Source organism: Sporosarcina sp. UB5 (assembly GCF_050859005.1).
GTDB lineage: Bacteria > Bacillota > Bacilli > Bacillales_A > Planococcaceae > Sporosarcina.
This window is the reverse complement of the sequence record NZ_CP125984.1, coordinates 742,027-768,886: the sequence shown is the minus strand read 5'-3', so window position 1 is coordinate 768,886 and position 26,860 is coordinate 742,027. Positions and strand designations below refer to the sequence as shown.

The 26,860-nt window shown below is 44.8% G+C and carries 29 protein-coding genes; 16 read left to right on the top strand and 13 right to left on the bottom strand.

Annotated features, from left to right (window positions below):
• Positions 1–117 precede the first annotated feature (117 nt).
• The 3 genes from QM454_RS04075 to QM454_RS04065 are packed head-to-tail and all read right to left on the bottom strand — an operon-like array spanning position 118 to position 2,962.
• The gene (locus QM454_RS04075) at positions 118–822 is read right to left on the bottom strand and encodes a Crp/Fnr family transcriptional regulator (protein ID WP_432361915.1); all 705 of its coding nucleotides are present in this window, start codon (positions 820–822) and stop codon (positions 118–120) included.
• Between the two features lie 13 nt (positions 823–835).
• Positions 836–2,725, bottom strand: a complete 1,890-nt coding sequence (locus QM454_RS04070; RefSeq protein WP_432361912.1) for a heavy metal translocating P-type ATPase — start codon at positions 2,723–2,725, stop codon at positions 836–838.
• Positions 2,726–2,740: 15 nt separating this feature from the next.
• Positions 2,741–2,962: a heavy-metal-associated domain-containing protein gene (locus QM454_RS04065; protein WP_432361909.1), complete on the bottom strand. Its 222-nt coding sequence runs from the start codon at positions 2,960–2,962 to the stop codon at positions 2,741–2,743.
• Positions 2,963–3,124: 162 nt separating this feature from the next.
• Here QM454_RS04065 and QM454_RS04060 point away from each other — a divergent pair, with 162 nt between their 5' ends.
• From QM454_RS04060 to QM454_RS04050, 3 genes are all read left to right on the top strand, one after another.
• Positions 3,125–3,805 (top strand): phosphoribosylaminoimidazolesuccinocarboxamide synthase, encoded by a 681-nt coding sequence (locus tag QM454_RS04060; RefSeq protein ID WP_432361906.1) that lies wholly within the window; start codon positions 3,125–3,127, stop codon positions 3,803–3,805.
• A gap of 148 nt (positions 3,806–3,953) precedes the next feature.
• Entirely contained in the window at positions 3,954–4,511 is a 558-nt protein-coding gene (locus QM454_RS04055; protein ID WP_432361904.1) for a superoxide dismutase family protein, read from the top strand.
• Between the two features lie 156 nt (positions 4,512–4,667).
• Complete coding sequence (locus QM454_RS04050) at positions 4,668–5,270, top strand: class I SAM-dependent methyltransferase (RefSeq protein WP_432361901.1); 603 nt, start codon at positions 4,668–4,670, stop codon at positions 5,268–5,270.
• A gap of 34 nt (positions 5,271–5,304) precedes the next feature.
• Here QM454_RS04050 and QM454_RS04045 read toward each other — a convergent pair whose 3' ends face one another.
• Positions 5,305–6,435, bottom strand: coding sequence for a CAP-associated domain-containing protein (locus QM454_RS04045; RefSeq protein ID WP_432361898.1), 1,131 nt, complete (start codon positions 6,433–6,435; stop codon positions 5,305–5,307).
• A gap of 128 nt (positions 6,436–6,563) precedes the next feature.
• Here QM454_RS04045 and QM454_RS04040 point away from each other — a divergent pair, with 128 nt between their 5' ends.
• From QM454_RS04040 to QM454_RS04030, 3 genes are all read left to right on the top strand, one after another.
• Entirely contained in the window at positions 6,564–7,427 is an 864-nt protein-coding gene (locus QM454_RS04040; protein ID WP_432361896.1) for a putative RNA methyltransferase, read from the top strand.
• A 307-nt stretch (positions 7,428–7,734) separates the two neighbouring features.
• Positions 7,735–8,196, top strand: a complete 462-nt coding sequence (locus QM454_RS04035; protein ID WP_432361893.1) for a hypothetical protein — start codon at positions 7,735–7,737, stop codon at positions 8,194–8,196.
• 6 nt (positions 8,197–8,202) lie between these two features.
• A complete protein-coding gene (locus QM454_RS04030; protein WP_432361890.1) occupies positions 8,203–8,334 on the top strand; it encodes a hypothetical protein in 132 nt (43 codons plus the stop codon).
• 101 nt (positions 8,335–8,435) lie between these two features.
• Here the strand turns inward: QM454_RS04030 and QM454_RS04025 are convergent, their stop codons facing one another.
• From QM454_RS04025 to QM454_RS04010, 4 genes are all read right to left on the bottom strand, one after another.
• The gene (locus tag QM454_RS04025; protein ID WP_432361887.1) at positions 8,436–10,565 is read right to left on the bottom strand and encodes an MMPL family transporter; all 2,130 of its coding nucleotides are present in this window, start codon (positions 10,563–10,565) and stop codon (positions 8,436–8,438) included.
• A gap of 46 nt (positions 10,566–10,611) precedes the next feature.
• Positions 10,612–11,010, bottom strand: coding sequence for a hypothetical protein (locus QM454_RS04020; protein ID WP_432361884.1), 399 nt, complete (start codon positions 11,008–11,010; stop codon positions 10,612–10,614).
• A gap of 51 nt (positions 11,011–11,061) precedes the next feature.
• The gene (locus QM454_RS04015; protein ID WP_432361881.1) at positions 11,062–11,199 is read right to left on the bottom strand and encodes a hypothetical protein; all 138 of its coding nucleotides are present in this window, start codon (positions 11,197–11,199) and stop codon (positions 11,062–11,064) included.
• Between the two features lie 117 nt (positions 11,200–11,316).
• Positions 11,317–11,517: a cold-shock protein gene (locus QM454_RS04010; protein WP_060205704.1), complete on the bottom strand. Its 201-nt coding sequence runs from the start codon at positions 11,515–11,517 to the stop codon at positions 11,317–11,319.
• 436 nt (positions 11,518–11,953) lie between these two features.
• Between QM454_RS04010 and QM454_RS04005 the strand changes: the two genes are divergently transcribed.
• The 6 genes from QM454_RS04005 (at position 11,954) to QM454_RS03980 (ending at position 17,555) form a co-directional block, all read left to right on the top strand.
• Positions 11,954–12,487 carry a hypothetical protein gene (locus QM454_RS04005; RefSeq protein WP_432361879.1) on the top strand — a complete coding sequence of 178 codons (534 nt, stop codon included), beginning with the start codon at positions 11,954–11,956 and terminating at the stop codon, positions 12,485–12,487.
• 35 nt (positions 12,488–12,522) lie between these two features.
• Positions 12,523–14,073, top strand: a complete 1,551-nt coding sequence (locus QM454_RS04000; protein ID WP_432361876.1) for an SPFH domain-containing protein — start codon at positions 12,523–12,525, stop codon at positions 14,071–14,073.
• Positions 14,074–14,191: 118 nt separating this feature from the next.
• Positions 14,192–15,574, top strand: a complete 1,383-nt coding sequence (fumC, locus tag QM454_RS03995) for a class II fumarate hydratase (RefSeq protein WP_432361873.1) — start codon at positions 14,192–14,194, stop codon at positions 15,572–15,574.
• Positions 15,575–15,580: 6 nt separating this feature from the next.
• On the top strand, positions 15,581–16,003 hold the full coding sequence (locus QM454_RS03990) for an HIT family protein (RefSeq protein ID WP_432361870.1): 423 nt from the start codon (positions 15,581–15,583) through the stop codon (positions 16,001–16,003).
• A gap of 203 nt (positions 16,004–16,206) precedes the next feature.
• A complete protein-coding gene (locus QM454_RS03985) occupies positions 16,207–16,728 on the top strand; it encodes a DinB family protein (protein WP_432361867.1) in 522 nt (173 codons plus the stop codon).
• 143 nt (positions 16,729–16,871) lie between these two features.
• Positions 16,872–17,555: a diphthine--ammonia ligase gene (locus QM454_RS03980; protein WP_432361864.1), complete on the top strand. Its 684-nt coding sequence runs from the start codon at positions 16,872–16,874 to the stop codon at positions 17,553–17,555.
• A gap of 68 nt (positions 17,556–17,623) precedes the next feature.
• On the opposite strand, the gene QM454_RS03975 is transcribed toward QM454_RS03980, so the two are convergent.
• From QM454_RS03975 to nfsA, 4 genes are all read right to left on the bottom strand, one after another.
• Positions 17,624–18,796 (bottom strand): class I SAM-dependent methyltransferase, encoded by a 1,173-nt coding sequence (locus QM454_RS03975; protein WP_432361861.1) that lies wholly within the window; start codon positions 18,794–18,796, stop codon positions 17,624–17,626.
• Positions 18,797–19,129: 333 nt separating this feature from the next.
• Positions 19,130–19,630 carry a hypothetical protein gene (locus QM454_RS03970; RefSeq protein ID WP_432361859.1) on the bottom strand — a complete coding sequence of 167 codons (501 nt, stop codon included), beginning with the start codon at positions 19,628–19,630 and terminating at the stop codon, positions 19,130–19,132.
• A 129-nt stretch (positions 19,631–19,759) separates the two neighbouring features.
• Positions 19,760–19,915: a hypothetical protein gene (locus tag QM454_RS03965; protein WP_432361856.1), complete on the bottom strand. Its 156-nt coding sequence runs from the start codon at positions 19,913–19,915 to the stop codon at positions 19,760–19,762.
• 88 nt (positions 19,916–20,003) lie between these two features.
• Positions 20,004–20,735 carry an oxygen-insensitive NADPH nitroreductase gene (nfsA, locus tag QM454_RS03960; protein ID WP_432361854.1) on the bottom strand — a complete coding sequence of 244 codons (732 nt, stop codon included), beginning with the start codon at positions 20,733–20,735 and terminating at the stop codon, positions 20,004–20,006.
• 147 nt (positions 20,736–20,882) lie between these two features.
• Between nfsA and QM454_RS03955 the strand changes: the two genes are divergently transcribed.
• Complete coding sequence (locus tag QM454_RS03955) at positions 20,883–22,526, top strand: AMP-binding protein (RefSeq protein WP_432361851.1); 1,644 nt, start codon at positions 20,883–20,885, stop codon at positions 22,524–22,526.
• 100 nt (positions 22,527–22,626) lie between these two features.
• Here QM454_RS03955 and QM454_RS03950 read toward each other — a convergent pair whose 3' ends face one another.
• Positions 22,627–23,106, bottom strand: a complete 480-nt coding sequence (locus QM454_RS03950; protein ID WP_432361848.1) for a nucleoside deaminase — start codon at positions 23,104–23,106, stop codon at positions 22,627–22,629.
• Between the two features lie 183 nt (positions 23,107–23,289).
• Between QM454_RS03950 and putP the strand changes: the two genes are divergently transcribed.
• From putP to hflX, 3 genes are all read left to right on the top strand, one after another.
• On the top strand, positions 23,290–24,774 hold the full coding sequence (gene putP, locus QM454_RS03945; RefSeq protein ID WP_432361845.1) for a sodium/proline symporter PutP: 1,485 nt from the start codon (positions 23,290–23,292) through the stop codon (positions 24,772–24,774).
• An 81-nt stretch (positions 24,775–24,855) separates the two neighbouring features.
• Positions 24,856–25,542, top strand: coding sequence for a VOC family protein (locus QM454_RS03940; protein ID WP_432361842.1), 687 nt, complete (start codon positions 24,856–24,858; stop codon positions 25,540–25,542).
• A gap of 23 nt (positions 25,543–25,565) precedes the next feature.
• A complete protein-coding gene (gene hflX, locus QM454_RS03935) occupies positions 25,566–26,837 on the top strand; it encodes a GTPase HflX (RefSeq protein ID WP_432361839.1) in 1,272 nt (423 codons plus the stop codon).
• Positions 26,838–26,860 lie beyond the last annotated feature (23 nt).

Genomic DNA, 26,860 nt, shown 5'->3' with positions numbered 1-26,860 from the left:
CTTCATTCACTCGCTTTCGCTCTGAGCATAGATTTCATCGAGTTATTATACACCCGCTGTATGAATGCTGACAAGCAGAAAATCCTTTAAATGGAATAAGGGAGTTCTCGATCTCACTTAAACAAGCAACAACGCATCCATATCTACAATCTCGATCTCTCGCTGGCTGAGCTGTCGGATCCATCCAGCGTCTTCGAATTCCGTTAGCTTTCGGCTAATTGTTTCTGGCGTTGTGCCGATATGTGATGCCAAGTCTTTCCGGGTCATCGGTAATTTAATCTGTGCTGAATTTAGCTCTTCAGCTAAATCGGCAAGGTACATGGCGATTCGGGTATCGGTCGTTTCCAAGGCGATGCGTGCGGCCTGTTTTTCCGTTTTTGCGAGTCGTTTAGAGAATTCGCCAAGTACTTTAAGTGAAATAGCGGGGTATTTTAATATGAACGTCTGGAAGTCTTCCCGGCTCATGACGCAAAGTTCGACTTTTTGCAACGCTTCCGCGTATGCATCGTGCACCGTTTCGCTGAATAAAGAAAGTTCTCCCGTGAAATCACCAGGTTCCAAAATCCGCACTAATTGCTCTTTGCCATTTTCCGAGAGGCGATAAATTTTTACGCGACCTTTATGGACAATGTATAAACCGTCCGATATTTCGCCTGCGTGGTAAATCGTATGGCCCCGAGGGTGGCTAACCGAATGTGTATGTTTAACAATTTCATTCATTTCAGATCGCTCGAGATGATTAAAAATCGGAACGATGGAGATGCACATTTTCTGCATCTCCGCCGTCCCATCATTATGCCCGCATTGTCCGTTTGTTGTCATTGTCGTTCACTCCTTATTCCGGTAGTAATGCCCGTTCTAAGTTTTGCCGATTCGCTGGCTTTCTCTTAGTATAGCGGATTAACCGAACGGCGTTCAAAATAACAAACAGGACGCTTGCTTCATGAATTAACATGCCGGATGCGAGAAACACTTTACCGAGCAGTACGCCTGCGAGCAGCAATGCGACAGTGCCGACAGCAATAATTGTGTTCTGTTTCATATTGCGAACAGTCGCTTTCGCCAATGAATAGGCGTGTGAAAATTGGTCGAGTCGGTCTGCCATAAGGACGACGTCAGCTGTTTCCATCGAAATGTCCGTTCCGCCTTCACCCATCGCAAGCCCGATATCCGCCGTCGCAATCGCAGGTGCGTCGTTAATGCCGTCGCCCGCCATTGAAACGCGGTGTCCGGCATTTTTCAATTGTTGGACCATAGCAACTTTATCTTCCGGCAATAGTTCGGCGTGCACTTGATCCAACCCTAATTGTGCCCCGACAAGTTCAGCAGTGTGGCGGTTGTCGCCTGTAAGCATGATTATCTGTTTCACGCCGCTTGCACGTAGTTCGCGGAGCGCATCCATCGCTTCAGGACGAATTCGGTCCGCGATTGACAGAACTCCAGAGATCTTTCCATTAATACTTGCGAAAATTGCTGTGTTTCCGGCTTTTTCACGGTCGATTGCATACTTTTCAATTTCATCATCGACTTGGATACCTTCAGACGCCATAAGCTTTCGGTTGCCGATTGCGAGTAGTTTTCCGTCAACTTTTGCCCGGATACCATTCCCTTTGATCACTTCGGCGTCTTCGGGTTCATTGCGCAGCTGTATGCCTTTGTTCTTCGCTTCTTTAACAATTGTTTGGCCGAGATGGTGTTCAGAAATTGTTTCTGCTTTCGCGACGAGTTGGAGAAGTTTATCCGCTTCAATACCGATTGCGTGAATGTCTGTTACTTCGGGTCTACCGCGAGTTAATGTGCCGGTTTTATCGAATACGACAGTATCGATCTTCGCGAGTCTTTCAATAATATCGCCGCCTTTAATAAGGACGCCGTTCCGTGCACCGTTGCCGATGCCCGCGACAATTGAGACAGGCGCGGAAATGACGAGAGCTCCAGGACAAGCGATGACGAGGAAGGTGAGTGTCATTTCGATATTGCGTGTGAACAGATAGACGAGTATAGAGAGAATGACGATGGCAGGTGTGTAAATATTGGCGAAGCGGTCGAGGAATTTTTGGGTTTTCGACTTGGATTCCTGTGCTTCTTCTACAAGTTCAATGATGCGGGCGAACGTCGTATCATCTCCGACACGTTCCGCGATCACTTCGATGAATCCGTTATCGACGATTGTTCCACTGAATACGTTGTCGTCGATCGATTTTGAAGCGGGGACGGATTCTCCGGTAATCGCCGCTTCATTCAGCGATGCATTACCTGTTACAATTCGTCCGTCAATCGCGACTTTTTCACCGGATCGGATAATAACTTTGTCGCCTACTTCTACGTCGTCGACGGAAATCGTCATCGTTTCGCCGTCTCGAATGACGGTTGCTTCGAGTGGGGCCATGTCGACGAGCGCTTTTAATGAAGATCGTGTTTTTTCAAGCGTGCGTGCTTCGAGATACGCGCCGAATAAAAACAAAAACGTCACTGCAGCGGACTCGACGTATTCGCCGATGAACAGCGCACCAACAACAGCGATTGTGACAAGCAACTCGATACTAAATGTTTTCAGTCTCAACGCTTGAAAGGCTTTTATAGCAATCGGAATGCCAGCTAGTATAGTGGCTACGATGAGCAACCATTGCCTCCATTCAGGAAGACCGAATAGGTGCATACCAATCGCCGCCGCGAGCAGCAGACCTGTCACGGCGGTAATTTGGGAAGTGCGTTTTGCATTCATTTACTATCACACCCTTCATGAAACTTTTTGTGAAATAACGGCATAACCGAGGCTAGTTACTGTTTTGGCAATCGTCTCCGCGGCAATTTTATCTTCGTCAAATTGTGCACGAACTTTTCCGGAGTTGAACAGCACTTTCACTTCTTCAACACCGTTTAATTTGTTCAAAGCACTTTCAATCTTCTTAATGCATGATGGGCAAGTTAACGGTTCCAAATTTAACACGATTTTTTTCATTTTCCTCTACCTCCATGTAGTTGTTTTCTACTTCTTGACTACATCATAAGACGTTTTTTGGAATGAAACATTGACCCCCGTCAAGTTTTCACTTTTTATAGCGAGGAAAGTAATTTATACTGAATGTGGCACTACATTTTCGAATAGAGAGGAAACGTGGGCATGGAACTTGTGTACAAAGGAAAGACGAAAGATGTTTATAAATTGGAAGATGGCAATGTATTATTGACATTCAAAGATGACGTGACAGGGGAAGACGGCGTGTTCGACCCGGGGGCGAATACAGTTGGCCTAACAATTGAAGGTGCGGGACAATCGGGCTTGCGCATGACGAAATTCTTTTTTGAAAAATTAGCGGAACAAGGGATTCCGACACATTATATTGACGCGGATATCGAGAACGCGACGATGACTGTGAAGCCAGCGACTGTGTTCGGAAAAGGTTTGGAAGTCATTTGCCGTTTCCGCGCGGTCGGAAGTTTCCTTCGTCGTTACGGGGCATATTGCGAAGAAGGACAACCTTTGGACGCATTTGTCGAAGTGACGATCAAAGACGACGACCGCAACGACCCGCCAATTACGAAGGATGCGTTAGCGCAACTCGGCATTTTGACGAATGAGGAATATGACGTCCTTGAGCCACTGACGAAAGATATTTCCGCTGTCGTGAAAGAAGAACTTGCGGCGAAAGGGCTCGAACTGTATGACATCAAGCTGGAGTTTGGCCGTGACGCTGAAGGTAATGTCATGCTGATTGACGAAATTTCAGGCGGTAATATGCGTGTATATAAAGACGGAGAATATATTGCTCCGCTTGATCTTGAGAAATTGATGTTTGCGTAAATGAAAAACCGCTGTTCATTCCGAAAGAGAGGGAATGCGCAGCGGTCTTTTTTTCCTTCCTCGACAAATCAAGGGAAAAGTTTCCATACATATTTTAAAGATAGTTGGACAAACTTGGCAGGAGCAAATGTTGAGGAGGAAATTAATAGTGAAACACAAACTGATAGTCGTACTGCTAATGAGTATCATACTCGTAGTGGCGGGATGCGGGAAAGCGAATAATAAAGTTCCTGTGAGCGGGGAAAAGATGGAAGCAATTGTCTCTCCATTGCTAAACACTGAAGGAAAGAAAATCGGTGAAGTGACAATGGTTCAGGAGTTGGAAGGAGTTCTTATCAATGTGCAGGCGGAAAACTTACCACCCGGCTCACTCGGTATTCATATCCATGAAAAGGGCGTTTGTAAACCACCTGAATTTACTTCCGCAGGAGCACACTTCAATCCGACAGGGAAAGAACACGGCTTTGACAATCCGAAAGGTTTCCATTTAGGCGATTTGCCAAACATCGAAGTTGATAAAGACGGGAAAGTGTCGATGAGGCTAACGACATCTGAAATCTCGCTGAAAAAAGGTGTGGAAAACTCCATCCTCGATAAAGACGGAAGCGCAATCGTCATCCATGAAAGGGCGGATGATTACAAAACGGATCCAGCAGGGGATTCAGGCGCGCGAATTGCCTGCGCCGTCATTAAAGGGAAAAAATAAGAAAACCGGTCCATGCATCAGATGCGTGGATCGGTTTTTTTATATTAGGTACAACTTTTCGACAAAGCTCGCCATCATCTTGCCTTTAGTAGCTAGTGTTCGTACGATAGGAAAGGAGTTGTATAGTTCAAAAATTATAGAAATGGAGTCTTGTAATTGGTTGAAAGAAAATTTGATCGAAAGCTACAAGTACGTACAATTGGTTTAAGGGAGTGGCGGAAGCAAACAGGAGATTACAATCGGTATGAAGCGACGCCTTATACAGCGCTTGAAAAACTGTTTCGTTCCTATACATTAAAGTCTACTGATAGTGTCGTAGACTTCGGTAGCGGAAGGGGTAGAGTGTCCTTCTATATTCACCATCAATTCAATGTACCTGTAACAGGTGTGGAAAATAATGATAAGACGTTTGAGGAAGCATTGGATAATAAAGCGTTATACAGGCAGAAATATAAAAAACTTGATGCACCGATCCAGTTTGAATATGGTCTAGCCGAACAGTATGAGATAGAACCGGAAGACAATAAATTTTACTTTTTCAATCCTTTTTCAGTAAACATTTTCAAAAAAGTGGTCCGTAACATTTTGCATTCTGTTGACGAGGAAAAGAGACCCGTAGATATTATCCTCTATTATCCGCTCCCCGAGTTTAAAAAATTCCTCAAGAAAGAAACTCCTTTCAAGCTGATTAACAAAATAAAAGCGCATAGTGACCACGGTCAGTATGGGAAGTTTTTGATATATCGACTTACGACGTGAAGCGAGGGGACAGTTTATCTGTCCCTCCTTCGTTTTATCGTAAGAAAAAATTCTCCGTATAATATGGCTGCGATTTCTCATTGAACGCGACCCCGATGCCGAGATGGCTATAATCTTTAATTAAAATATTCTCCCGATGTCCTTTTGAATTCATAAGCCCTTCATGCGCAAAAATACTGCTCGATTGCCCGTATGCCAAGTTTTCACCGGCCCTCCGGAACTTAATATGATCCTCCTTCATCCGATCGAAAGGCGATTGCCCTTGTAAATTTTCATGGCTGAAATAATCATTAATTGCCATATCGAGGCTATGCTTGCGGGCTGTTTCAGAAATCGCATCATCCCATTGTAAAATCGAGCGTCCGTGCCGGACACGGGCAGCATTTGTTAAATCGAAAAGCTGTTGCTCAAACCCATTGCGCAAAGATACATCCCCATCTGCGTACATTCCGGATTTCCTCTGTTCTAATGCAGTCGTCATGAGCTGAATGGCAGTCACGGTTTCATTCTGATGAAGATCGTAAAATACATACATATAAATATCCCCGGCTTTAAAGAGATCCATCCCTTCATTTTCCTGCAGAACATAGATGTTTGACCCTTTCCGAATCTCTTTCAGTGGTTCTCCGTACGCGTTTCGAACTTCGGTTTTCGGTGTGCCATACTGGATGCCTGCTTTTGAGGAAATGAGGTCGTCGTTCGTGTAAATCGCATTCACTGTCGCATTTTCGTCAAATGAAATCATAACAAAGTTCTGGTAATCCTCATGATAGGTGAACCATTCGGTGCCGTATTCATTTAATGAATAACTTTTTGGCTCACCAAGCTCCGCCTTTACTTGTTGTTCGGTTGCACCAAGCTCGATATTATGGATGGACATTGCGGTGTTATCAGGCATTTTCAACTTCGGCTTAGCCACTTTATCGGGGATAAGTTGTTCAATTTCCAATGACTTCGATGATAGATAAATGAAGATTTTATTGGCAGTGCTTAATATGGAATTCATAGTAGAAGTAACCGGTTCGTTTTCAAATACGGCTCCGATTTTCTCGTCGACTGGATTCAAGAAAGAAAGGTCGACGTATTTCGAAACAGGCTCTTCCCATAAAGGTTTTGCAAGATACAGTGCAACTATGAAAATGATGAATAGAAAAATCCGCCTCACGGAAATCGCCTCCTTTCTAGTATTGTACCCGCTGAAGGTGCGATAGATACAGTGGGACCTATTGATAGTTTGAGTCCGGGCGGAAAGGCGGTATACTTGTAGAACAATAATGAAACGGAGCAACGAAAATGAAATTGACGAAGAAAATGCAAAGTGCACTCGTGATAGAGGAAAATATACAGTTGCTGAAATGTCCAATCTGTTCCGCAGAGATGGAAATGGAGGAGCATGCGCGGCTCGTTTGCGAGAATAAGCACTCGTTCGATTTGGCGAAAAGTGGGTATGTCAACTTGGCGCCGCAAGCCCACTCGACGAAATACGATAAATCGCTGTTTGAAGCGAGGACTGCGGTTATGAATAGCGGCTATTTTGAACCTGTCCTTGAAAATATTATCGCCCGTTTGAACGGCCATTTGGCAGAAATTGAACGTCCCGTCCTATTGGATGCGGGTTGCGGTGAAGGGACCCATTTACACGTAGTTCATTCACAAATGCCGACAGGAAGTGTTGGGGTCGGCATTGATTTAGCGAAGGAAGGCATCGTGGCGGCGTCAAAAGCCTATACCGGAATTGTTTGGAGCGTTGCGGATCTCGCTGCCATGCCGTTTGCGGATGGCAGTATCGATGCGATCTTAAATATTTTATCCCCGGCAAATTACGCGGAGTTCGACCGGCTGCTGAAACCGGGCGGTATGTTAATAAAAGTCGTGCCGGAAAGCGGGTACTTGCAAGAGTTGCGTGAAGTGTTTTATGACGGAAAACAGCAGAAAGAGGAGGCTGATCCGGTAGCGAAGGCCAGCGAACATTTTGATGCGGTTGAGACAGAACGAGTGACATACGAATTCGAATTGCCTAATGGGTTGCTTGAGCCATTGATTCGCATGACGCCACTTACTTGGGGCGCGAGTGAGGAAAAGGTTCGGGAGGCACTCGAGATGGGAATGAACTACATTACGATTGATTTACGGGTGATAGTAGGCGTGCGAAGGTAATTTACGTAGTGGGAATAATTGGTCGAACGGTGATAAAGTCGTCGTAAGCGGTGATAACGCAGCCGTAAGCGGTGATAAACTCGGCACGAACGGTGATAACCGAAATTTGTAAGTGGATTGGAAAGGGAGATGGTAAGATGTTCAGCGGAATTAGCTTAATTCCAAATTGGTTTTATATGTTAGCTTTCGTAGTTGTCATACTGCTCGTCATTTTCATTGAATGGAAGACGCGATAGAAGATCTGACGGAAATTGAAAAATAAATGGTATACTGAAAAGACATTTGACAAAGAAAGAGTGGCCAAAGCATGCTAACATTCGAACAAAAACAGCAGATCATTGAGACATTCCCTGAACTGACACGAAAAGAAGTATCGATGAAACGACTTAATTACCATTATGAAGATAGCCTTTATGACAAAACGGTCGTCGTGCAGCATCTACACCCAAATGGCAATGGCTTTGTATACGTGGAAGGGATTCCTGGCTACGAGCCGGATGATCGTGGACTCGTCAACATCCGTGAAGCGACGGAGGAAGAATTATTCGCGACGATCCGTGACGCCATCCGCGCGCTATCGACAGGAGAAGAGGAAGAAGAGTCGATCGATGAAGTGTGGGTGAATGGGAAAGGCGAGAAGCTGACATTGTTGGAAGAAGAAGGTTATTTTAATATTTATCATGGCTACAACTTGGAGGAAAGCTTCGGAGATTACCGGGAAGCTGCGGATTATTTGAAAGAGGAAAATTTCAAATTGAGCAGGGGGTGACGCCAAATGAAGGGGAGAACGCTCGTCATCGGGCTTATCGTCTTCGTCCTTGTAGTCGTTGCAGCTATCTATTTTACGATGATGGCGCAATTTGACAAGGACCAATCGGAAGGAACAAAAGTGGAAATTGTAGATTGATTGAATGAAAACTGCCTGGACAAGCGGAGAATCCACTTATCCAGGCAGTTTTTTCGTTATCATCCAGCTTCGAACGGCTTAACGCTGCTCGAAGCTTTTGTTTAATGCCAATTCCCAGCCTTGTAAGGCCCTTTCCTAAACGGCATCCACCAGTTCCACTTTCCGAACAGCTTCATTAAACTCGGGACGAGTAGCAATCGGATGATCGTAGCGTCGATAGCGACCGCAATTGCAATCCCTACGCCGATCTGTTTCACCGGCATGACGTCCGTAAAGGCGAATGCACCTGTTAAAACAATCATTATTAACGCCGCTGACGTAATAATCTTACTTGTCGTTGCGAGACCTTCAACAGTCGAATGATCATTATCGAACGTATTCGCATATTCCTCCTGCATTCTTGAGATGAGGAACACTTCATAGTCCATACTCAAGCCGAAGACGAGACTAAAGACGAGAATCGGAATGATCAGCGCAATCGTTCCGGGTTGTAGCCCAAAATGACCGTACTGGAAAATATAGACGAGAATTCCGAACGTTGCAGACAGCCCAACGATGTTCATTAAAATTGCCTTTAATGGGATGAGTACCGAGCGAAATGCAATCATAAGGATGATAAAGGTCGACACAAGAATAATCGTCAGCACAGAAACGATATTGCCGAAAATCTCATCGAAAATTTCCTGATTGAACTTCGGTTGACCACCAACGAGCAAATTCCAATCCGATTGCTCTGACCAGTCCCGCGCCCATTGCTGTGCTTCGTCTGAAGTGCCCTTCGCCTGAAGCGTCACAGGAATTAATAATTGATTATCCTTCACAAATGAACTTAGTAGTGGTTCAAGCTGCGCCTTCATTTCAGGCAGTTGCGTTACTTGCTCCCATTCTTCAGGAGAGCCAACTCCGCTCATTGTGAAGATCGTCGCCAGTCCGTCGACCAAAGGATCAGCCGATAAATCATCTTCCAACGCTTTCATCGCCTGTAAACCTTCTGTATCGGACCAACCACCATCCCGTTCTGCAACTATGTACACGTTCGATTGCTTGCCAAGTCCGAAAGTGTCATCCATCAATTCAAACGAAGCTCGCGTATCATACGAAGCGGGTAGTGAATCAATCTGTGGGATCGTTAAATCCATATTTTTCACAGGAACTATAGCGATGCCGAGCAAAACTAGTGCTGCAATCATAATAAGAACGGGTCTTTTAATTACTGCATTGGCGAACTGCCTCCAGCGGTCGGAGCCGTTTTCCTTCACTTTCAGTATGCGCCCTTTATTTAACCGGTCGCCAAGCGCGATTAAAACCGCAGGCAACAACGTAACCGAGCTGAGCACCGCCATGCCGACGACGATCATCCCGCCAATCGCTATGTTTTGGAAAATCTCAACTTTAATTATGAACATAGCACCAAGCCCGATGAACACGCAAAATGCCGAGAAAATGACGGAACGGCCCGCCGTTCGGATTGTCGTCGCAACTGCTTCGAGCACATCGCTCTTCAATCGTTCTTCCCGATAACGGCTAATGAAAAGAAGTGAAAAGTCAATGCTCAATGCGAGACCGAGCATCGGAACGATATTTAATACGAAAATTGCTAAATCCATCTGACCGCCAATAAGTGCCAACACGCCGAACGTTGTTACGATTGTTACCACTCCGACGATTAAAGGAACGACCGACGCCATGACCGAACCGAATGCGAAGAGAAGCACGATGATTGCGATAGGCAAGCCAATTGCTTCTGCCTTCATCAGATCACGCTGGCTCGCACTGTTAATATCTTTCGTAATAGCAGATTGACCGGTTAACACAATGCCTTTCTCATCGCCAATCGCATCTCGGATATCCGTAACAACGGCAGACATGTCTTTGCCGTTCTCTTTGAAATGAAGCAATGCGTATGCAACATCATTCGTATATTGTTCTTCATTTTCCAGAGGGGAAACGACTTCGGAAGCGAGACCGAGCTTCTCAATTCGATCTAAAGTGGCCGCAATCGTTTCGTCGTTCACCTTATCGAAAACGACGAACATCGTTTCAGCGGGTAAATTGAATTTCTCCGAGGCGATTTTCATTACTTGTTCATGTTCAGCATCCATCCTAAATCCGTCACCTGCAAGCAGCCCCGGCAAGCGGATCGCAAAAATGGCCATTGCGATGAAAAATGCAATCCATGTAATGATAATCGGTTTATAATACTTCGTAACAAAACGCGCAAGTGTGCGCATACCAACGTCCTCCCTTTTGTAAAACTTTTATCTCTCTATTTCCTTATCATAGCGAAGATGGATGAGATTGTCTTTTCCGAAGAGATAGTTTAGAAGGAATCGCGTCCAAAGTGTGTGGTTGCGCGTCCAATATCGGTGCATCCGCGTCCAAAGCAAGCTGCCGCGCGTCCAAAGTCGGTGTGCCCGCGTCCAAAGCGAGTGGTGGCGCGTCCAAAGTCGGTGCGCCCGCGTCCAAAGCGAGTGGTCGCGCGTCCAAAGTCGGTGCGCCCGCGCTCAAAGCAAGCCGTCGTGCGCTCAAAGTCGCTGCACCCGCGCTCAAAGCAAGCCGTCGTGCGCTCAAAGTCGCTACTCCTGCGCTCAAAGCAAGCCGTCGTGCGCTCAAAGTCGCTGCACCCGCGCTCAAAGCAAGCCGTCGTGCGCTCAAAGTCGGTGCTCCCGCGCTCAAAGCAAGCCGTCATGCGCTCAAAGTTGGTGCGCCCGCGCTCAAAGCAAGCCGTCATGCGCTCAAAGTCGCTACTCCTGCGCTCAAAGCAAACCGCCGCGCGCTCAAAGTTGGTGCGCCCGCGCTCAAAGCAAGCCGTCGTGCGCTCAAAGTCGCTGCACCTGCGCTCAAAGCAAGCCGTCGTGCGCTCAAAGTAGCAGTTCCTTCGCTCAAAGCAATCGATCACGCACTCAAAGCCTCCTCTCAATTCTTTTTTAAAATGAAAAAAACCACTTCCCGAAGGAAGTGGTTTTGAATGGTTAGTTCAAATTAGTTTTTTTCAACGTTTGTAGCTTGAAGTCCGCGTTGACCTTGTTCGATTTCGAAAGTCACGTCTTGGCCTTCTTCAAGAGTCTTGAAGCCGTCGCCTTGGATAGCGGAGAAGTGTACGAATACATCGTCGCCATCTTCACGTTCGATGAAGCCATAACCTTTTTCTGCGTTAAACCATTTTACTTTACCTTGTTCCATGTTTGTTTCCTCCTCGTGCGCGCTTGTGCACACATTGTGTTACTATCCTTGCTCAAGTCTTGAAGCGGTCAAACGTTATATCGTGACCATCATGCCGAACAAAAATAATTCTCCTTTATCATAACATAGGAAATTTAGCAATGCAAGTTAAATTTTTTTAAATATTAAATTCAATAATTGATAAACAATTGCGTCAAGGGCGACTGAAATCAAGATCTAAATGGTATTCATTGCCTTTTTGGTATCGTTTGTACCATGTGTGAATGCCTTTAGGGCTGTCGTCCCAATCTGCATTTAGTCGAAACCGAAGTTGGAATAATAATCTTGTTGAATTGTTATATTACATAGACGTAAATTTATTTCCGAGAATATTGAAACTTTATTATTTCTTAGCCGTATGTATAGTAGAATTCAAATAAGGAGAAGAGGTGAGAGGATGGAAGTGTTCGGAATGCCGGTTATCAATGTCTATTTGACCGTGCTTATTATCGCTGGATTGGCAACAGTGCTGTACATTTTGTTCAGTGACATTGCAGAAGGAATTGGCGATGCAAGTCCACTTTTAGATCCCGCAGTTATTCTTGCATTCATTTCATTTACATCTGCAGTCGGGTATATTTTGGAGTTGACGACAGAGTGGAATCATCTGCTGATTTTGATCATTGCGTTAGGAGCGGCGACCGCATTGGACTTCCTTCTATATTTCTTTGTGCTCCTTCCTTTGAAATCCGCAGAAGTATCGCTTGCCTATACCGATGAATCACTCACGGGCCAAGTCGGCAAAGTCATCGTTCCGATACCGGTCGACGGCTTTGGGGAAATTATTATCGAATCGGTGAATGGCATCATTTCGAAAAGGGCCGCTGGGTACGAAAACAAAGCGATCGACTACGGAAAAGAAGTGCTGATCATCGAAGTGAAGGAAGGGACGTTCATCGTAAAGGAATACGAGCCTTTCCGCTTCAAATGATTAAAGTGAAATCAATCTTTTAAGGGGGAATCGGAATGCCAGGAATTTCAGGATTGTTTATTGTCATCGGGATTGTCGTGTTCATATTACTAGCTGTTATCCTCGTCTACGTTTCAAAGTACAAGACAGTCGGACCCGATGAAGCGCTAATCGTAACGGGAAGTTATTTAGGAACGAAAAATGTACATACGGATGACTCGGGCAACCGGATTAAAATCATCCGTGGTGGAGGAACATTCGTCTTCCCGGTGTTCCAGCAATCAGAACCACTGAGCTTACTTTCAAGCAAACTGGAAGTGACGACGCCTGAAGTGTACACGGAACAAGGTGTTCCAGTTATGGCCGACGGAACCGCCATCATTAAGATCGGTGGATCGATTTCTGAAATCGCGACGGCAGCAGAGCAATTTTTAGGAAAATCGAAAGCCGACCGCGAAAACGAAGCGAAAGAAGTGCTGGAAGGGCATTTGCGTTCCATTCTAGGGTCTATGACAGTCGAAGAGATTTATAAAAACCGTGATAAGTTCTCTCAGGAAGTGCAACGTGTCGCTTCGCAAGACCTTGCTAAAATGGGGCTCGTCATCGTTTCATTTACAATTAAAGACGTACGTGATAAAAACGGCTACTTGGATTCACTCGGTAAACCACGTATCGCCCAAGTAAAACGCGACGCCGATATTGCAACGGCTGAAGCGGAAAAAGAGACACGCATTAAGAATGCCGAAGCATCGAAGGAAGCACAAAAAGCGGAAATTGAACGTGCGACGGAAATCGCGGAAGCAGAAAAGGAAAACCAGTTGAAAGTTGCTGAATACCGCCGCGAGCAGGACATCGCAAAAGCGCGTGCGGACCAAGCGTATGAGCTCGAATCCGCACGTGCGAAGCAGGAAGTTACGGAGCAAGAGATGCAAGTCAAAATTATTGAGCGTCAAAAGCAAATCGAATTGGAAGAGAAAGAGATTTTGCGTCGTGAGAAGCAGTACGATTCCGAGGTAAAGAAAAAGGCAGATGCAGACCGCTATGCGATCGAGCAAAACGCAGCAGCTGAAAAGTCTCGTCAAATGGCGGAAGCGGATGCGGAAAAGTATCGCATCGAAGCACGTGCAGCTGCGGATGCAGAGAAAATTCGCCTCGACGGTTTGGCAAAAGCCGACTCGCAACGTGCGCAAGGTGAATCGGAAGCAGATGTCATCCGTTTGAAAGGTCTCGCGGAAGCCGAAGCGAAGCGCAAAATTGCAGAAGCTTTCGAGCAATACGGCCAGGCAGCTGTGCTTGACATGATTGTTCGCATGATTCCAGAATACGCGAAGCAAGTTGCAAGCCCGCTTTCGAATATTGATAAGATTACTGTCGTCGACACAGGCGGTGGTGAAGGTGGCGGTGCCAATAAAGTGACATCGTATGCTACGAATCTAATGTCGACATTGCAAGAATCGTTGAAAGCCTCGTCAGGCATTGACGTAAAGGAAATGATGGAGAGCTATGTCGGTAAAAACAATCTTCGCCCAAGCCTCGACAATTTGACGGATGAGCTTCGTTCAACGAAGCCAGTTGCAGTCGCGTCGAAGTCAGTTGAAGAGGAATAAGCTTTACCCGAAAATCCCGGTCCACATTTGTGGTCCGGGTCATTTTATTTTCTTTCAACTCTAGAAAGGTGCATGATAGAAGTAGAGTTTGAAATAGTTATAGAAAGGCGGAGGGAAAATGGATTATCGTATCGAGCACGACACATTTGGAGAAATCAAAGTACCTGCTAATAAGTTATGGGGCGCGCAGACACAGCGCAGCAAACAAAACTTTAAAATTGGTGAAGAACGTATCCCGCTCGGCGTCATTCGTGCATTCGCACATCTAAAAAAATCAACGGCAATTGCGAGCCACTCATTCGGAAACCTATCTGAAGCGAAAATGAAAGCGATTGTAGCTGCGGCAGAAGAAGTGGTCGAAGGCAAATGGGACGACCAATTTCCACTCGTCGTCTGGCAAACTGGTAGTGGAACGCAGTCAAACATGAATATGAATGAAGTGCTTGCAAACCGCGGCAACCAGCTATTAGAACAATGGGGCGAGGAAGAACGTCTTCACCCGAACGACGATGTGAATAAATCACAAAGCTCCAACGACACATTCCCGACAGCATTACACGTAGCAGGCGTCATCGCGGTTGAGCGTGAATTGCTTCCTTCATTAAAAGAGCTAAAAGAAACTTTCGGCAAAAAATCCGAAGAGTTCATGGACATTATTAAAATTGGACGTACACATTTACAAGACGCGACGCCGCTCACATTAGGCCAGGAAATTAGCGGCTGGCATCGCATGCTTGAGAAAACGGAAAAGATGCTGAACGACAGCGTCCAGTCTATGAAAGAACTTGCAATCGGGGGAACGGCGGTTGGCACGGGACTGAATGCACCGAAAGGATTCGGAGAGAAAGTCGCCGAACAGATTTCGAAATCAGTCGGTATTGAATTTACATCAGCGGAAAATAAATTCCATGCCCTTACAAGCTATGACGAAATCGTCTATACGCATGGTGCGATGAAAGCTCTTGCAGCAGATTTGATGAAAATCGCGAACGATGTAAGGTGGTTAGCGAGCGGCCCGCGTTCAGGGATCGGCGAAATTACAATTCCTGAAAATGAACCAGGTAGCTCCATCATGCCGGGCAAAGTGAATCCGACACAAAGTGAAGCGCTCACAATGGTCGTTGCGCAAGTGATGGGGAATGATACGGCGATCGGATTCTCGGCAAGCCAAGGAAACTTTGAACTGAACGTCTTCAAGCCGGTCATCATTTATAACTTCTTGCAATCTGCAAAGTTACTCACTGACGGCATGCGCAGCTTCAATGATAATTGTGCAGTCGGAATCGAGCCGAACCGGGAAGAGATTGATAGCAAAGTGAAAAATTCACTCATGCTCGTAACGGCGCTCAATCCATATATCGGCTATGAAAACGCGGCGAAAATCGCGAAAACGGCACATAAAGAAGGAACGACGTTGAAAGAAGCGGCACTCAAAACAGGTCTGTTGACAGAAGAACAGTTCGATGAGTACGTTGATCCTTCGAAGATGATTGGACGGTAATCACGGATGTATGTGAAAGACTGTCCGTACTGTAATTTGACTGCAGATCCTGAGCAACAAATTATCTTTGAAACAGAGACATGCGCCTATATCCAAAAGCCTTCAGAACAAAGAGTATTGGAAGGTAGCGGACTAATCGTACCGAAACGGCATGCGGTTGATGTGTTTGCATTAACAGAGGAAGAGTGGCGGGATACGCAGGAGCTTCTGCTAAAGGCGAAAGCATACTTGGAAGAACGATATAATCACGAAGGTTATTCAGTTGGGTGGAATACAGGTGAAGTGGGCGGACAATCAATTCCGCACGCTCACCTGCATGTCATTCCGCGGTTTGCAGACGAGCCGCTAGCTGGGAAAGGCATCCGCTACTGGATTAAACAACAAGAAAATCGGCGGGGCTCCACGAAGATGTCTCCAAAGACCAACTGACAAGCTGATCAATATGAAAAGACAGTAGACAACTTGCAAAAAGCAGAAGTCTACTGTTTTTTTGTGCATTGTGACCAAAGTAAGCATAACTCACATTTTATTTTTCTGAATATGATTCTATCACTTTAATTTCTATTCAAAAAGGCGTATGCTGTGGGAGTAAATTGATTGCCCCTAATTCGTTCTACATGAGGAGAGATATAATGGTTTTCGAGGGGAATAATAAAATCCGCAGAAAAATTTATCAAACGATTGATGGATTAACTGACAGCGAATTTAATCGAACCCCGTCCACAGGCGGCTGGTCTCCGAAGCAGATTTTGGAGCATCTTGCATTGATGGAAACATATATAGCTTCAAAAATAGCTGGAGAATTGAAGAACCCGAAGAGTACAAAAACCTCAAAGAAAATCTTCATTCTTTCTGGAAGACTGCTCATGAAAGAGGAACTTCCTTTTCAAACACGTCCAACAAATACGTATAAAACGATTTCGGAAATTAAAGAAGAACTTCATAACTCGAGAATTTACTTGTTAGATGTCTATGATAGTAGCCATAAGGAACAATTACATGAAAAATCGTTCAAACATCCGAAACTAGGTTTAATTCCACTCGACCAATGGTTTCCAATCGTCGGCTTGTATGAAAAATGTCATTTAAAACAATTAAAGAAGACTATTGATGATGTACGAATAAACAGCAACTCGTTAGAAGCGGTTGAATGACAAGTCCCCAACGCGATTGTCTGCGTTTGGGGACTTTGTTGTTTCATATAGAAGGGACTTTTTATCGAATATACAAACTTGAAAATAGTTTTTCAAGACTGTGCTATAATTTCAGCAATCTATCGTAAGGGGGCGTATTGCAAATGAACAACGAACCATTCGTCGCTTCGTGGAGTGGCGGAAAGGACTCGGCGTTGGCTTATTATCGGGCTCTCCAAGCCGGTGGAGTCGCAAAACGGATTTGGACAATGTTTGAAGAGGATAAAGAACGTTCAAAATCTCACGCCTTGCCGCCAGAAATCATCCAAGCGCAAGCGGACAGCCTCGGTGTTCCTTTAATAATCCGTGGTGCCAACTGGAATAGCTATGAGGAACAATTTTTGGATGCTATGAAGGAATGTGTCGATAATGGCATTACTAATGGCGTTTTTGGCGATATCGATCTCGAAGATCATTTGACATGGGTTCAAACAGCATGTGAAAAAGTTGGTATGAAAGCTGTTCACCCCCTCTGGATGGAACCACGCCGAAAACTATTGGAGGAATTTGTACAGGCGGGATTTGAAGCATACATCGTAGTCGTCAATACGAACATGATGCCCGCGGAATTCATCGGCAGGGAATTTACAATTGATCTCATGAATGAATTGGAGGCTCACGGCATTGATTCATGTGGGGAATCGGGGGAATTCCATACGGTAGTTGTCGATGGGCCGATTTTTAAGAATCGCGTGCCTATCGAGTTCAATGGTCAGCATGAACGGGATGGATATGTGTTCATGGATGTCGGGTTATGTGAAGTAGTTTGCACCAAGAGGGATAATTAATCTGTATGACATCAAAGAAACCGCCAGCCTGGGAAACCAGGGGCGGTTTTTCTAATGCCATGAGTATTCTAATCTAATAAATAACCTGCTTCCTTCAATTCCCGTTCCAAAAACGGCTTTGCGTTCAGTAAATCCCGAAATGCTTCGTATTTTGCAATCGTCTCATTAGACGGCTTATTCCCCGTCTTATAAGCCCGAATTAAAATATTCTTTGGTGTATGCTCAATATCGATAAACTCAAGCAACTGTGCATCATACCCGACGAGCGTCAGCAATTCTGCTCGAATCGAGTCGGTTGCGAGCGCTGAAAAACGCTCTTTAATAAGTCCGTGCTGCAACATAACTTCTAGAGCAGGGGATTGGATTTGGGAAAATAGTTCGTGCTGGCAGCAAGGAACGCTCAATATAACTTCTGCACCCCACTTAACAGCACGTGCCAATGCCATATCAGTTGCGACATCACACGCATGCAAAGTGACGACCATATCGACGGACGTTTCTTCGTTGTAATCGTTAATATCGCCGACGAGGAATTCAAGTTGTTCATATCCTAGATCCTTGGCGATCAGATTACATTCTTCGATAACTTCCTTTTTCAAATCAAGCCCAGTTACCCGGATATCTAACCCTTTTTCGATGTGTAAATAATGATAAAGGGCAAACGTCAAATACGATTTTCCGCTACCGAAATCCAAAATGCGGACAGGACGGTCTTTCGGCAAGTGAACGAGCGCTTTGTCGATGAACTCGACAAAGCGGTTAATTTGCCGGAACTTATCGTATTTCTGCTTCTTTACTTTGCCTTCTGACGATTGCACGCCAAGACGGACGAGAAAAGGGTAAAGCGTGTTATCATCTAGAAGGTAATTTTTTTTCCGGTTATGCGATAAGTCGACTTTTTTCGCTACTCCTGCTTTTTCTGCCTTCCAAGACACTTTGAACTTCTTCGTTAACTGAATATGAACCTTTTCATCCGTGAACTCCGCCTGCATCTGCTTGAATTGCTCCAGTAACTGTTTCAGAGCTGGCTGAATCTGTTGAATTTTTATATTCTCATGCTTCAAAATGCGTTCATAATGATATTCAAATTGAATATGGATTTCTTTCTTAATTTCGACAGGCTTTAGTTTTACTTTTTGTAGGCCGGTCGATTTGTAACGGGGCTGACTAATTGTCCCTTGGATGAACGTCCCTTCCTGGATTCTACGGCCGATTTCCTCGACTAGTTCTTCAAATTGCATAATGCTGGACCTCTTTTCGGGCAAGTTTGTACATATTAGAATACAACAAGGGATTGGCTTTTGACCAATCCCTTGTTGTAAATAACCTCTTCTTCAAGACCACTATTCAGTACTGAAAATAATGAGAAGATAGCTGCTTGCATAAAAGAAGGTTGCTAGTGCGGTAACGATATACATTATTGCTTCAAATTTGGATAGTTTTCCATTTTGTTTTGTCTTTTTAAGCTGTTTAAGGTATGCATAGCCACACAGCAATAATAATATCGCAGCAACTTGATTAACATTATCTAAGACACTAATCAAGGTATTGAAGTCTCCTTTTTGATAACCATCTTACTGTTGTGGTTCTACTTCACTAGCAGTACTACCCCCACAGAAAAGGAAAAAAACGATTATAGTTGTAGGATTTACGAAAATTCTAACTGCTGCAAGCACGCCAGCTGCAGCAATCCACTGTTCGTTTTCAACATAACCTATAAATTCATCCAATACAGCACCGGCTATTCCGAAGGCATCTGCCATACATCCTTTAAAAGTATTTGAAGCAGACAGTGAATCATTGTCATTTAAATAATTAGCAAAAGCTAAAAAGCCCATTTTTTCTTCTTCACTATACGATGAATTGTTCAACTCTTGTTCATTAACAACGTATTTTCCGGTATTTTCATCCATAACAATAATTGTTGTGAAAATTTGTTCTAACTCCCTGGCCATCTCTTTCAATTCATGATTGTAAGAATCTTCGATGGGTAAATTTTCAATAGCTTGAACATTGGCCGTGGTGAAGGACGTGGAAATGCATAAAACCAAAAACAATAGAAACATCTTTCTCATAAAACCTATTCCCCCTCTGCAATTTTAAAGGTTATGGACCTCTCTAGAGTTATAATAGTATTTAGATAGGAGAATTATTCATTGAATTGGTATGATGATTATTAAAAAGCCCTTGAGTATCTGCAAGTATTATATTTTCATAATTAATAATGCTTTTTCCGCTGGCTTCAGTTTTACTTTCTGCAAACCAGTCGATTTGTAACGGGGCTGACTGATTGTCCCTTGGATGAACGTCCCTTCCTGGATTCTGCGGCCGATTTCCTCGACTAGCTCTTCAAATTGCATAATGCTGGACCTCTTTTCGGGCAAGTTTGTACATATTAGAATACAACAAGGGATTGGCTTTTGACCAATCCCTTGAGCGTTCGATGCTTCATTTAAACGTAAATCCGCGTTTCGATAAAAACTCTTTCATATGCGTTCGTCTCGGTTCAGCGAGAAAGTCGGCCATTTGCACGGACCATGCTGTATCCTTCTGATTCGATCCGCGATTGAGATAATAGTCGTGCATTGTTTGATCATAGGTAGGCAGGATTTCATCGTACTTAGACTCGTCATAGCTGTTCTCATGGATGATCGCTTCGACTGGCAATCTCGGTTTCACTTCGTTCGCTTCGTCTGGGACACCGATTGACATAGCGAACAGTGGAGCGACGCCGTCCGGAAGCTCTAATAGCTCACTAATTTCCTCAGGGGAGTTGCGGATCCCACCGATATAGCAAATGCCGTACCCTTTCGACTCAGCTGCAATTGCAACGTTTTGGGCGAAGAGTGCAACGTCGATGGACCCGACGAGTACGTTTTCTGCGTGGGAGTAATCGATTTCCTTTCCGTTTAACGCAGCGGCTTTAGCTAGTCGACAATAATCTGCACAGAAAACGAGAACGGCTCCGGCAGATAGAAATTGCCTTCTATTACTTCCCAGATCGGCAAGTTGTGCCCTTTTTTCCTGATCGGTTACATGAATAACAGAATAGGCTTGCACAAAATGAGAGCTTGCGGCGTGCTGACCTGCATGGACCAGTTCCCGGACTTCTTCTTTCGACAGAGGAATGTCCTTGTATTTTCGTACGGATGCGTGTGAAGTTAATAACTCAATAACCATATGAATCCCTCCAAAATATTTCGTTATTCGCTATAGTGTGAATATGTTCATAGTACACTACTCAAGACACTTAGAAAAGAGAGGACGACTTCTGAATTTTGTGATAATATGTACATAAATGTAGAATTGTAGAAAGGGGTTAGATGGATGTCTTTGTTAAGAAAAACGGTTGGCGAAATTGTTAGAGATTGGGCAAAAGCGTTGCCGGAACATGAGGCTTATGTGTATCCGGAGCATGGGATTAGACGAACATATGATGAGTTTGATCGAGAGACAGATGAGCTGGCAAAGGCATTCATCGGAATGGGAATCCAGCGTGGCGAACATGTCGCCATTTGGTCTGACAACAAACCGCAATGGTTGCTCAGTCAGTTTGCCACTGGAAAGATGGGGGCTGTACTCGTTACGGTAAATACAAATTACCAAGCGAACGAGCTTGAATATTTACTGAAACAATCTGAAGCGACAACGTTAATACTCGACGAAGGATATAAAGGGACGAGTTATATCGACATTATCCGTTCCATTTGTCCAGAACTGCAAAATAACAATGATGGTGTCGTTTCCAGTGAAAAGCTGCCGAAGTTGAAAAGAATTATCTTAATGACGAATCGTGAAGAATTTGGCATTTATACATGGTCGGAATTTCTTGCCCATGCTGAAGGTATCACGGATGAGGAATTGGCTGAGCGAGAGGGAAGTTTGTCTCCCGATGACGTTATTAACATTCAATACACATCAGGTACGACAGGGTTTCCGAAAGGCGTCATGTTGACGCACTATAATATTGTGAACAACGGTAAAATGGTCGGGGACTTTATGAGACTAACTGAAAAGGACCGTCTTTGCATTCCTGTACCTTTCTTTCACTGTTTCGGGGCTGTATTGAGCAATTTGGCCGCAGTAACACATGGTTCCACAATGGTCATTCTCGAGCAGTTCAATCCTCTCCGTGTATTAGAGGCGGTTCAGGAGGAGAAATGCACAGCGCTTAACGGGGTGCCAACGATGTTTATTTCTAAATTAAACCATCCGGAATTCAAGAAATTCGACACGTCGACATTACGAACCGGTATTATGGCGGGCTCCACTTGTCCAATTGAAGTGATGAAACAAGTAATCCACGATATGGGGGCAGAGGAAATTACAATTTGCTACGGTCAAACGGAATCGTCGCCGGTCATTACACAGACGCAAACCGATGATCCAATTGAAAAGCGTGTATCTACTGTCGGAAAACCGCATCCATTTGTCGAAGTAAAAATTATCGATCCGCTGACAGGGGATGAGATGCCGGTCGGTAGCCCTGGTGAACTGTGTACACGCGGCTATCACGTCATGAAAGGGTATTACAACAATGAAGAAGCGACGCGTGAGGTGATTGATGAAGATGGATGGCTTCGTACAGGAGATATAGCCGTCTTGGACGAAGATGGCTATATCGATATTACAGGCAGGATAAAAGACGTCGTCATCCGTGGTGGCGAAAATATATATCCACGGGAAGTGGAAGAGTTCCTGTATACACATCCGGGCATAGCAGACGTTCAAGTTGTCGGAGTGCCGGACCCGAAATATGGAGAGGAATTAATGGCGTGGATCATCCCGAAAGAGGGCGTTGTTATTGACGAGGAAGCTGTACGTTCATTTTGTGAAGGAAATATTTCATACTTTAAAATCCCGAAATACATTACGTTTATTGACGAATATCCGATGACTGCGTCAGGGAAAATCCAGAAATTCAAACTACGTGAAATGTCAATTGTTGAATCAATTAGGCATCAAATGTGAGAAACACTTCATGCATAAGGCGAGGGGTAGTTATAACATCCCTCGCCTGTTTTTTATTAAATGGATTGGACGATTAACTCATGTACGTTACCTGTTCCCACTATTTACTCGACTGAATGTCATTAAGTCGGTTCCATTCCAAAAATGGCTCTAACGCATTATCGGTTTTGAGATGGACGAATGGGACAAGTCTTGTAGAGGGCTCCTTATGCTGATCGGAGAAGTAGGATTCTAACGGGTTTTCCAAGCCTGCTCCATTTTTGGCATCAGTTTTACTGCATGCGTAATAGATTTGTCCGATCGTTGACCAGTAAGCTGCGCCAAGGCACATCGGGCAAGGCTCGCCGCTTGCATAGAGAACGCAATCGGAAAGGTCAATCGTCTTCAGTTTTGCGCACGCTTCACGAATTGCTATCATCTCTGCGTGGGCAGATGGATCGTAATTGACATGGACACGGTTCGTACCTGTTCCAATTACTTCGCCATCTTTGACAATAATCGCTGCAAATGGCCCGCCGCCTTGTTGGACATTTTCAATTGCCATGTCAATTGTTTTATTCAGCCAATCTTTATGCTTCAACCAAAACTCCTCCTGTCGAAAACTGTTCATTTCCCGGGAAATGTGTAGAAAGTCGGGTAATCATGTCTTCTCTTGTACAATTATAAAGATAATAAAGTTATTTTTCAAAATACAACTCTGTTAAATGATAAGATGATATTATAAAAAGAGAAAGAAAACTAAAGAGAGGTAGGAGGGAGAACTATGTCTAGTGATTTCTATCAATTAATTGCTATTGTCGTGTACATGGTTGCGATGCTTTTCATAGGTTGGTATGCCTATAGAAAAACAACGAATTTGAATGATTACATGCTTGGTGGGCGGTCGCTCGGACCTGCAGTTACTGCACTAAGTGCTGGGGCGGCAGATATGTCGGGCTGGTTGCTTATGGGACTTCCAGGCGCCATTTACGCGTTTGGCCTAACGGAAGCTTGGATTGCTATCGGTCTGACAATCGGTGCATATTTGAACTGGCTCTTCGTTGCGCCAAGACTTCGGGTGTACACGCAAGTATCGAGCGATTCGATTACAATTCCAAGTTATTTGGAAAGCCGGCTGAAAGATAAGTCTAAACTTCTACGGATTGCTTCAGGTATTATTATTCTAGTATTCTTCACATTTTACGTATCTTCCGGTATGGTAGCCGGCGGTAAGTTCTTCATGAGTTCATTCGGCCTGGATTATCATTCTGGAATGTTAATCGTATCCGCAGTCGTCATCGCGTATACACTTTTCGGAGGGTTTTTGGCGGTCAGTTATACTGATTTCGTACAAGGCCTCACGATGTTCTTTGCATTATTATTAGTTCCGATTATCGGTTTGTCATTGACAGGCGGTTTCGCTGAAACGGCTGCAAGTATACGGGAAGTGAATCCCGACTTGCTCAGCCTTGTGAAAGGGGCCACAGTGGCGGGTGTTATTTCTTCCGTTGCTTGGGGGCTTGGCTATTTCGGACAACCGCATATTATCGTCCGTTTCATGGCGATTAAATCGGTTAAGGAGACGAAAAGCGCTCGCCGGATTGGGATTGGATGGATGGCGTTGAGCTTGTTTGGAGCCATTGCGACTGCACTTGTAGGTATTGCCTATTACGAGCAAAATGCAAGTGCACAATTGATTGACCCTGAAACGGTCTTCATCGCATTAGGGCAAATTATTTTCCATCCATTTATTGCAGGGGTCATGCTGGCGGCGGTACTAGCCGCTATTATGAGTACAATTTCTTCTCAGTTAATTGTTACTTCATCGGCACTGATCGAAGACTTGTACAAGGCGATTATTAAGTCGGATGCAACAGATAAGCGATATGTCTTCCTCGGTAGGATGGCGGTACTCGCCGTTTCATTAGTTGCAATGGCACTTGCTTGGCCGAACAATGACTCCATCTTGAAACTCGTATCTTTTGCATGGGCGGGCTTCGGAGGTGCGTTTGGACCAATCATCTTGCTTTCTCTTTATTGGCGCAAGCTGACAGCTACAGGCGCATTATGGGGAATGGTGGCAGGTGCGATTACTGTTGGAATTTGGGGCAACGTTGACGCGCTATCAAATGCACTTTATGAAATCGTGCCGGGCTTCCTTATTTGCTTAGTTGTAGCGATTATCGCTAGCTTAATGACGTATCGTCCGAATGCGGAAATCGATAAGGAATTTGATGACGCGATGGTTTTATTGAAAAAAGAAAAGTAATGAAAACGACCTCCTGCATTAGTTGCGGAGGTCGTTTTTTGTTATATATGGTAATCTATTCATTAAAGGGGGATGCAACTTATGAAGCTTGATCATGTTGTTTATTTCACATCGAAAAGCCCTGTAGAGATCGTGGAGGAGCAAAAGAAGGAAGGCAAACATACTGTCGTCGGTGGCAGGCATGAAAAATGGGGGACGCATAATGCATTAATGTATGTGAAAAATGCGTATGTGGAATGTTTATCTGTAGAACGTGCCGAATTTGCGGAACAAGTAGATCACCCATTGACTCGCTTGTTGCTTCACGATTTGAAGGAGAGGGAAGGATGGGGCACGATCTGTTTATCCGTAACTGATATTGAGCAATTTAATGAGGATATTACAAACAAAGGGTTCGCAACTTCCGGCGTGTTAAATGCAGAGCGTAGAACGGCGGCGGGCGAGTTACGAAAATGGAAGATGCTTTTTGTCGACCAACCGGTTTCCAATGAGCTTCCGTATCCATTTTTCATCGAGTGGGAAACGCCTGAGGAAGAACGGTTCGCTCAGTTGCGTGCAGAAGGCATATTAACAGCGGAGAATGAAGCAATGGAAATCCGGGAGTGCGTGTTTGGCGTGGAGGATCCGCTGAGAGACACCGGAGAATGGGCAGTCCTACTTTCACAGAAAGTCGGCGATTCGAATGATATCCGAATTGGGAATGTTCGATTGCGATTCGTTCAGCAAGATGGTGGGAAGGATCGGTTGCAAGAAGTAATCATCCAGTAGAGGGGTATGAAAGGGGTTTATTTATGGAGATTTTAGTGGAATATGCAGTTCTTGTCGGCGTACAGGAACAGAACGATGAGCATTTTGAATATGAAATGGAAGAGTTGAAGAACTTAGCCGAGGCTATCGATGTGCATGTCGTTGGCACGGTGACGCAAAATTTGGAGCGCAGGCATCCGACCACTTATGTCGGAAAAGGGAAGATCGCAGAAATTAAGCGGTTTTATGAGGAGACGAATGCGAATCTGATCATTTTCAATGATGAGCTTTCCCCGTCTCAAATCCGCAACTTGGAGATGGAGCTTCAAGTGAAGGTCATTGACCGGACGATGCTCATCCTCGATATTTTCGCGAGACGCGCTCGTACACATGAAGCGAGGATGCAAGTTGAATTGGCCCAGCTCCAATATACACTTCCTCGACTCGTCGGTTTACGTGCCTCTTTGAGCAGACAAGGTGGAGGGACAGGCGGAGGGTTCCAAAACAAAGGAGCCGGGGAAACGAAGCTTGAGCTAGATCGCCGTAAAATCGAAGACCAGATTGCGAAGCTGCGGAAGGATCTCGAGCATGTACGTGATCGACGCGATACACAACGTAAACAGCGGAAGAAAAGCGGCATTCCAGTCGTATCGATTGTCGGCTATACGAACGCAGGAAAATCTACGTTAATGAACGGGTTATTGCGAAAAATGGACGAAGAAACCGAGAAACAAGTTTATGAAAAGGACATGCTTTTTGCAACGCTCGACACGTCGGTGCGTCACATTAAGCTTCCTGACAACAAGGAGTTTCTCCTGACAGATACGGTCGGCTTCGTTTCGAAGCTGCCCCATCATTTAATTAAAGCGTTCCGATCCACGTTAGAAGAGGCACGCGGAGCTGATCTACTCTTACATGTCGTTGACGTTTCCAATCCGGAATACCGTTACATGATGGACGTGACGAATGAGACGTTGCAAGATGTCGGTGTCGAGGATATTACGACCATTAACGTATACAATAAAGCTGATCTTGCAGGAGTTCCATATCCACGCGAGAATACGGATAGCGTCTGGATTTCTGCAAAAGAGGCGGAAGGCTTAGATGAACTGCTTAATTTGATTAAGAAAAAAATCTTTGAACAATACATTACATGCAAACTGCTCGTTCCGTTCGATCGTGGAGATGTCGTGTCCTATTTGAACGACAAGGCGAATGTGAAGAAGACGGAGTATGAGGAAGAGGGCACGTTGATGACCGTCGAAATGGACGGTTCCGAAAGGGAGAAGTTTGAGGAATTCATTGTCAGCCATTAAGAAAAGCGGAAGGCGCCTGCTTA

Coding starts and splice junctions, on each gene's coding strand:
- fumC (WP_432361873.1), top strand. CDS start 14,192: ATGGATTATCGTATCGAGCACGACACATTTGGAGAAATCAAAGTACCT.
- hflX (WP_432361839.1), top strand. CDS start 25,566: ATGGAGATTTTAGTGGAATATGCAGTTCTTGTCGGCGTACAGGAACAG.
- QM454_RS03980 (WP_432361864.1), top strand. CDS start 16,872: ATGAACAACGAACCATTCGTCGCTTCGTGGAGTGGCGGAAAGGACTCG.
- QM454_RS03985 (WP_432361867.1), top strand. CDS start 16,207: ATGGTTTTCGAGGGGAATAATAAAATCCGCAGAAAAATTTATCAAACG.
- QM454_RS04075 (WP_432361915.1), bottom strand. CDS start 822: ATGACAACAAACGGACAATGCGGGCATAATGATGGGACGGCGGAGATG.
- QM454_RS03990 (WP_432361870.1), top strand. CDS start 15,581: ATGTATGTGAAAGACTGTCCGTACTGTAATTTGACTGCAGATCCTGAG.
- QM454_RS04060 (WP_432361906.1), top strand. CDS start 3,125: ATGGAACTTGTGTACAAAGGAAAGACGAAAGATGTTTATAAATTGGAA.
- QM454_RS04035 (WP_432361893.1), top strand. CDS start 7,735: ATGCTAACATTCGAACAAAAACAGCAGATCATTGAGACATTCCCTGAA.
- QM454_RS03955 (WP_432361851.1), top strand. CDS start 20,883: ATGTCTTTGTTAAGAAAAACGGTTGGCGAAATTGTTAGAGATTGGGCA.
- QM454_RS04065 (WP_432361909.1), bottom strand. CDS start 2,962: ATGAAAAAAATCGTGTTAAATTTGGAACCGTTAACTTGCCCATCATGC.
- QM454_RS04005 (WP_432361879.1), top strand. CDS start 11,954: ATGGAAGTGTTCGGAATGCCGGTTATCAATGTCTATTTGACCGTGCTT.
- QM454_RS04025 (WP_432361887.1), bottom strand. CDS start 10,565: ATGCGCACACTTGCGCGTTTTGTTACGAAGTATTATAAACCGATTATC.
- nfsA (WP_432361854.1), bottom strand. CDS start 20,735: ATGGTTATTGAGTTATTAACTTCACACGCATCCGTACGAAAATACAAG.
- QM454_RS03940 (WP_432361842.1), top strand. CDS start 24,856: ATGAAGCTTGATCATGTTGTTTATTTCACATCGAAAAGCCCTGTAGAG.
- QM454_RS04010 (WP_060205704.1), bottom strand. CDS start 11,517: ATGGAACAAGGTAAAGTAAAATGGTTTAACGCAGAAAAAGGTTATGGC.
- QM454_RS04000 (WP_432361876.1), top strand. CDS start 12,523: ATGCCAGGAATTTCAGGATTGTTTATTGTCATCGGGATTGTCGTGTTC.
- QM454_RS04070 (WP_432361912.1), bottom strand. CDS start 2,725: ATGAATGCAAAACGCACTTCCCAAATTACCGCCGTGACAGGTCTGCTG.
- putP (WP_432361845.1), top strand. CDS start 23,290: ATGTCTAGTGATTTCTATCAATTAATTGCTATTGTCGTGTACATGGTT.
- QM454_RS04040 (WP_432361896.1), top strand. CDS start 6,564: ATGAAATTGACGAAGAAAATGCAAAGTGCACTCGTGATAGAGGAAAAT.
- QM454_RS03965 (WP_432361856.1), bottom strand. CDS start 19,915: ATGCAATTTGAAGAGCTAGTCGAGGAAATCGGCCGCAGAATCCAGGAA.
- QM454_RS04030 (WP_432361890.1), top strand. CDS start 8,203: ATGAAGGGGAGAACGCTCGTCATCGGGCTTATCGTCTTCGTCCTTGTA.
- QM454_RS03975 (WP_432361861.1), bottom strand. CDS start 18,796: ATGCAATTTGAAGAACTAGTCGAGGAAATCGGCCGTAGAATCCAGGAA.
- QM454_RS03970 (WP_432361859.1), bottom strand. CDS start 19,630: ATGAGAAAGATGTTTCTATTGTTTTTGGTTTTATGCATTTCCACGTCC.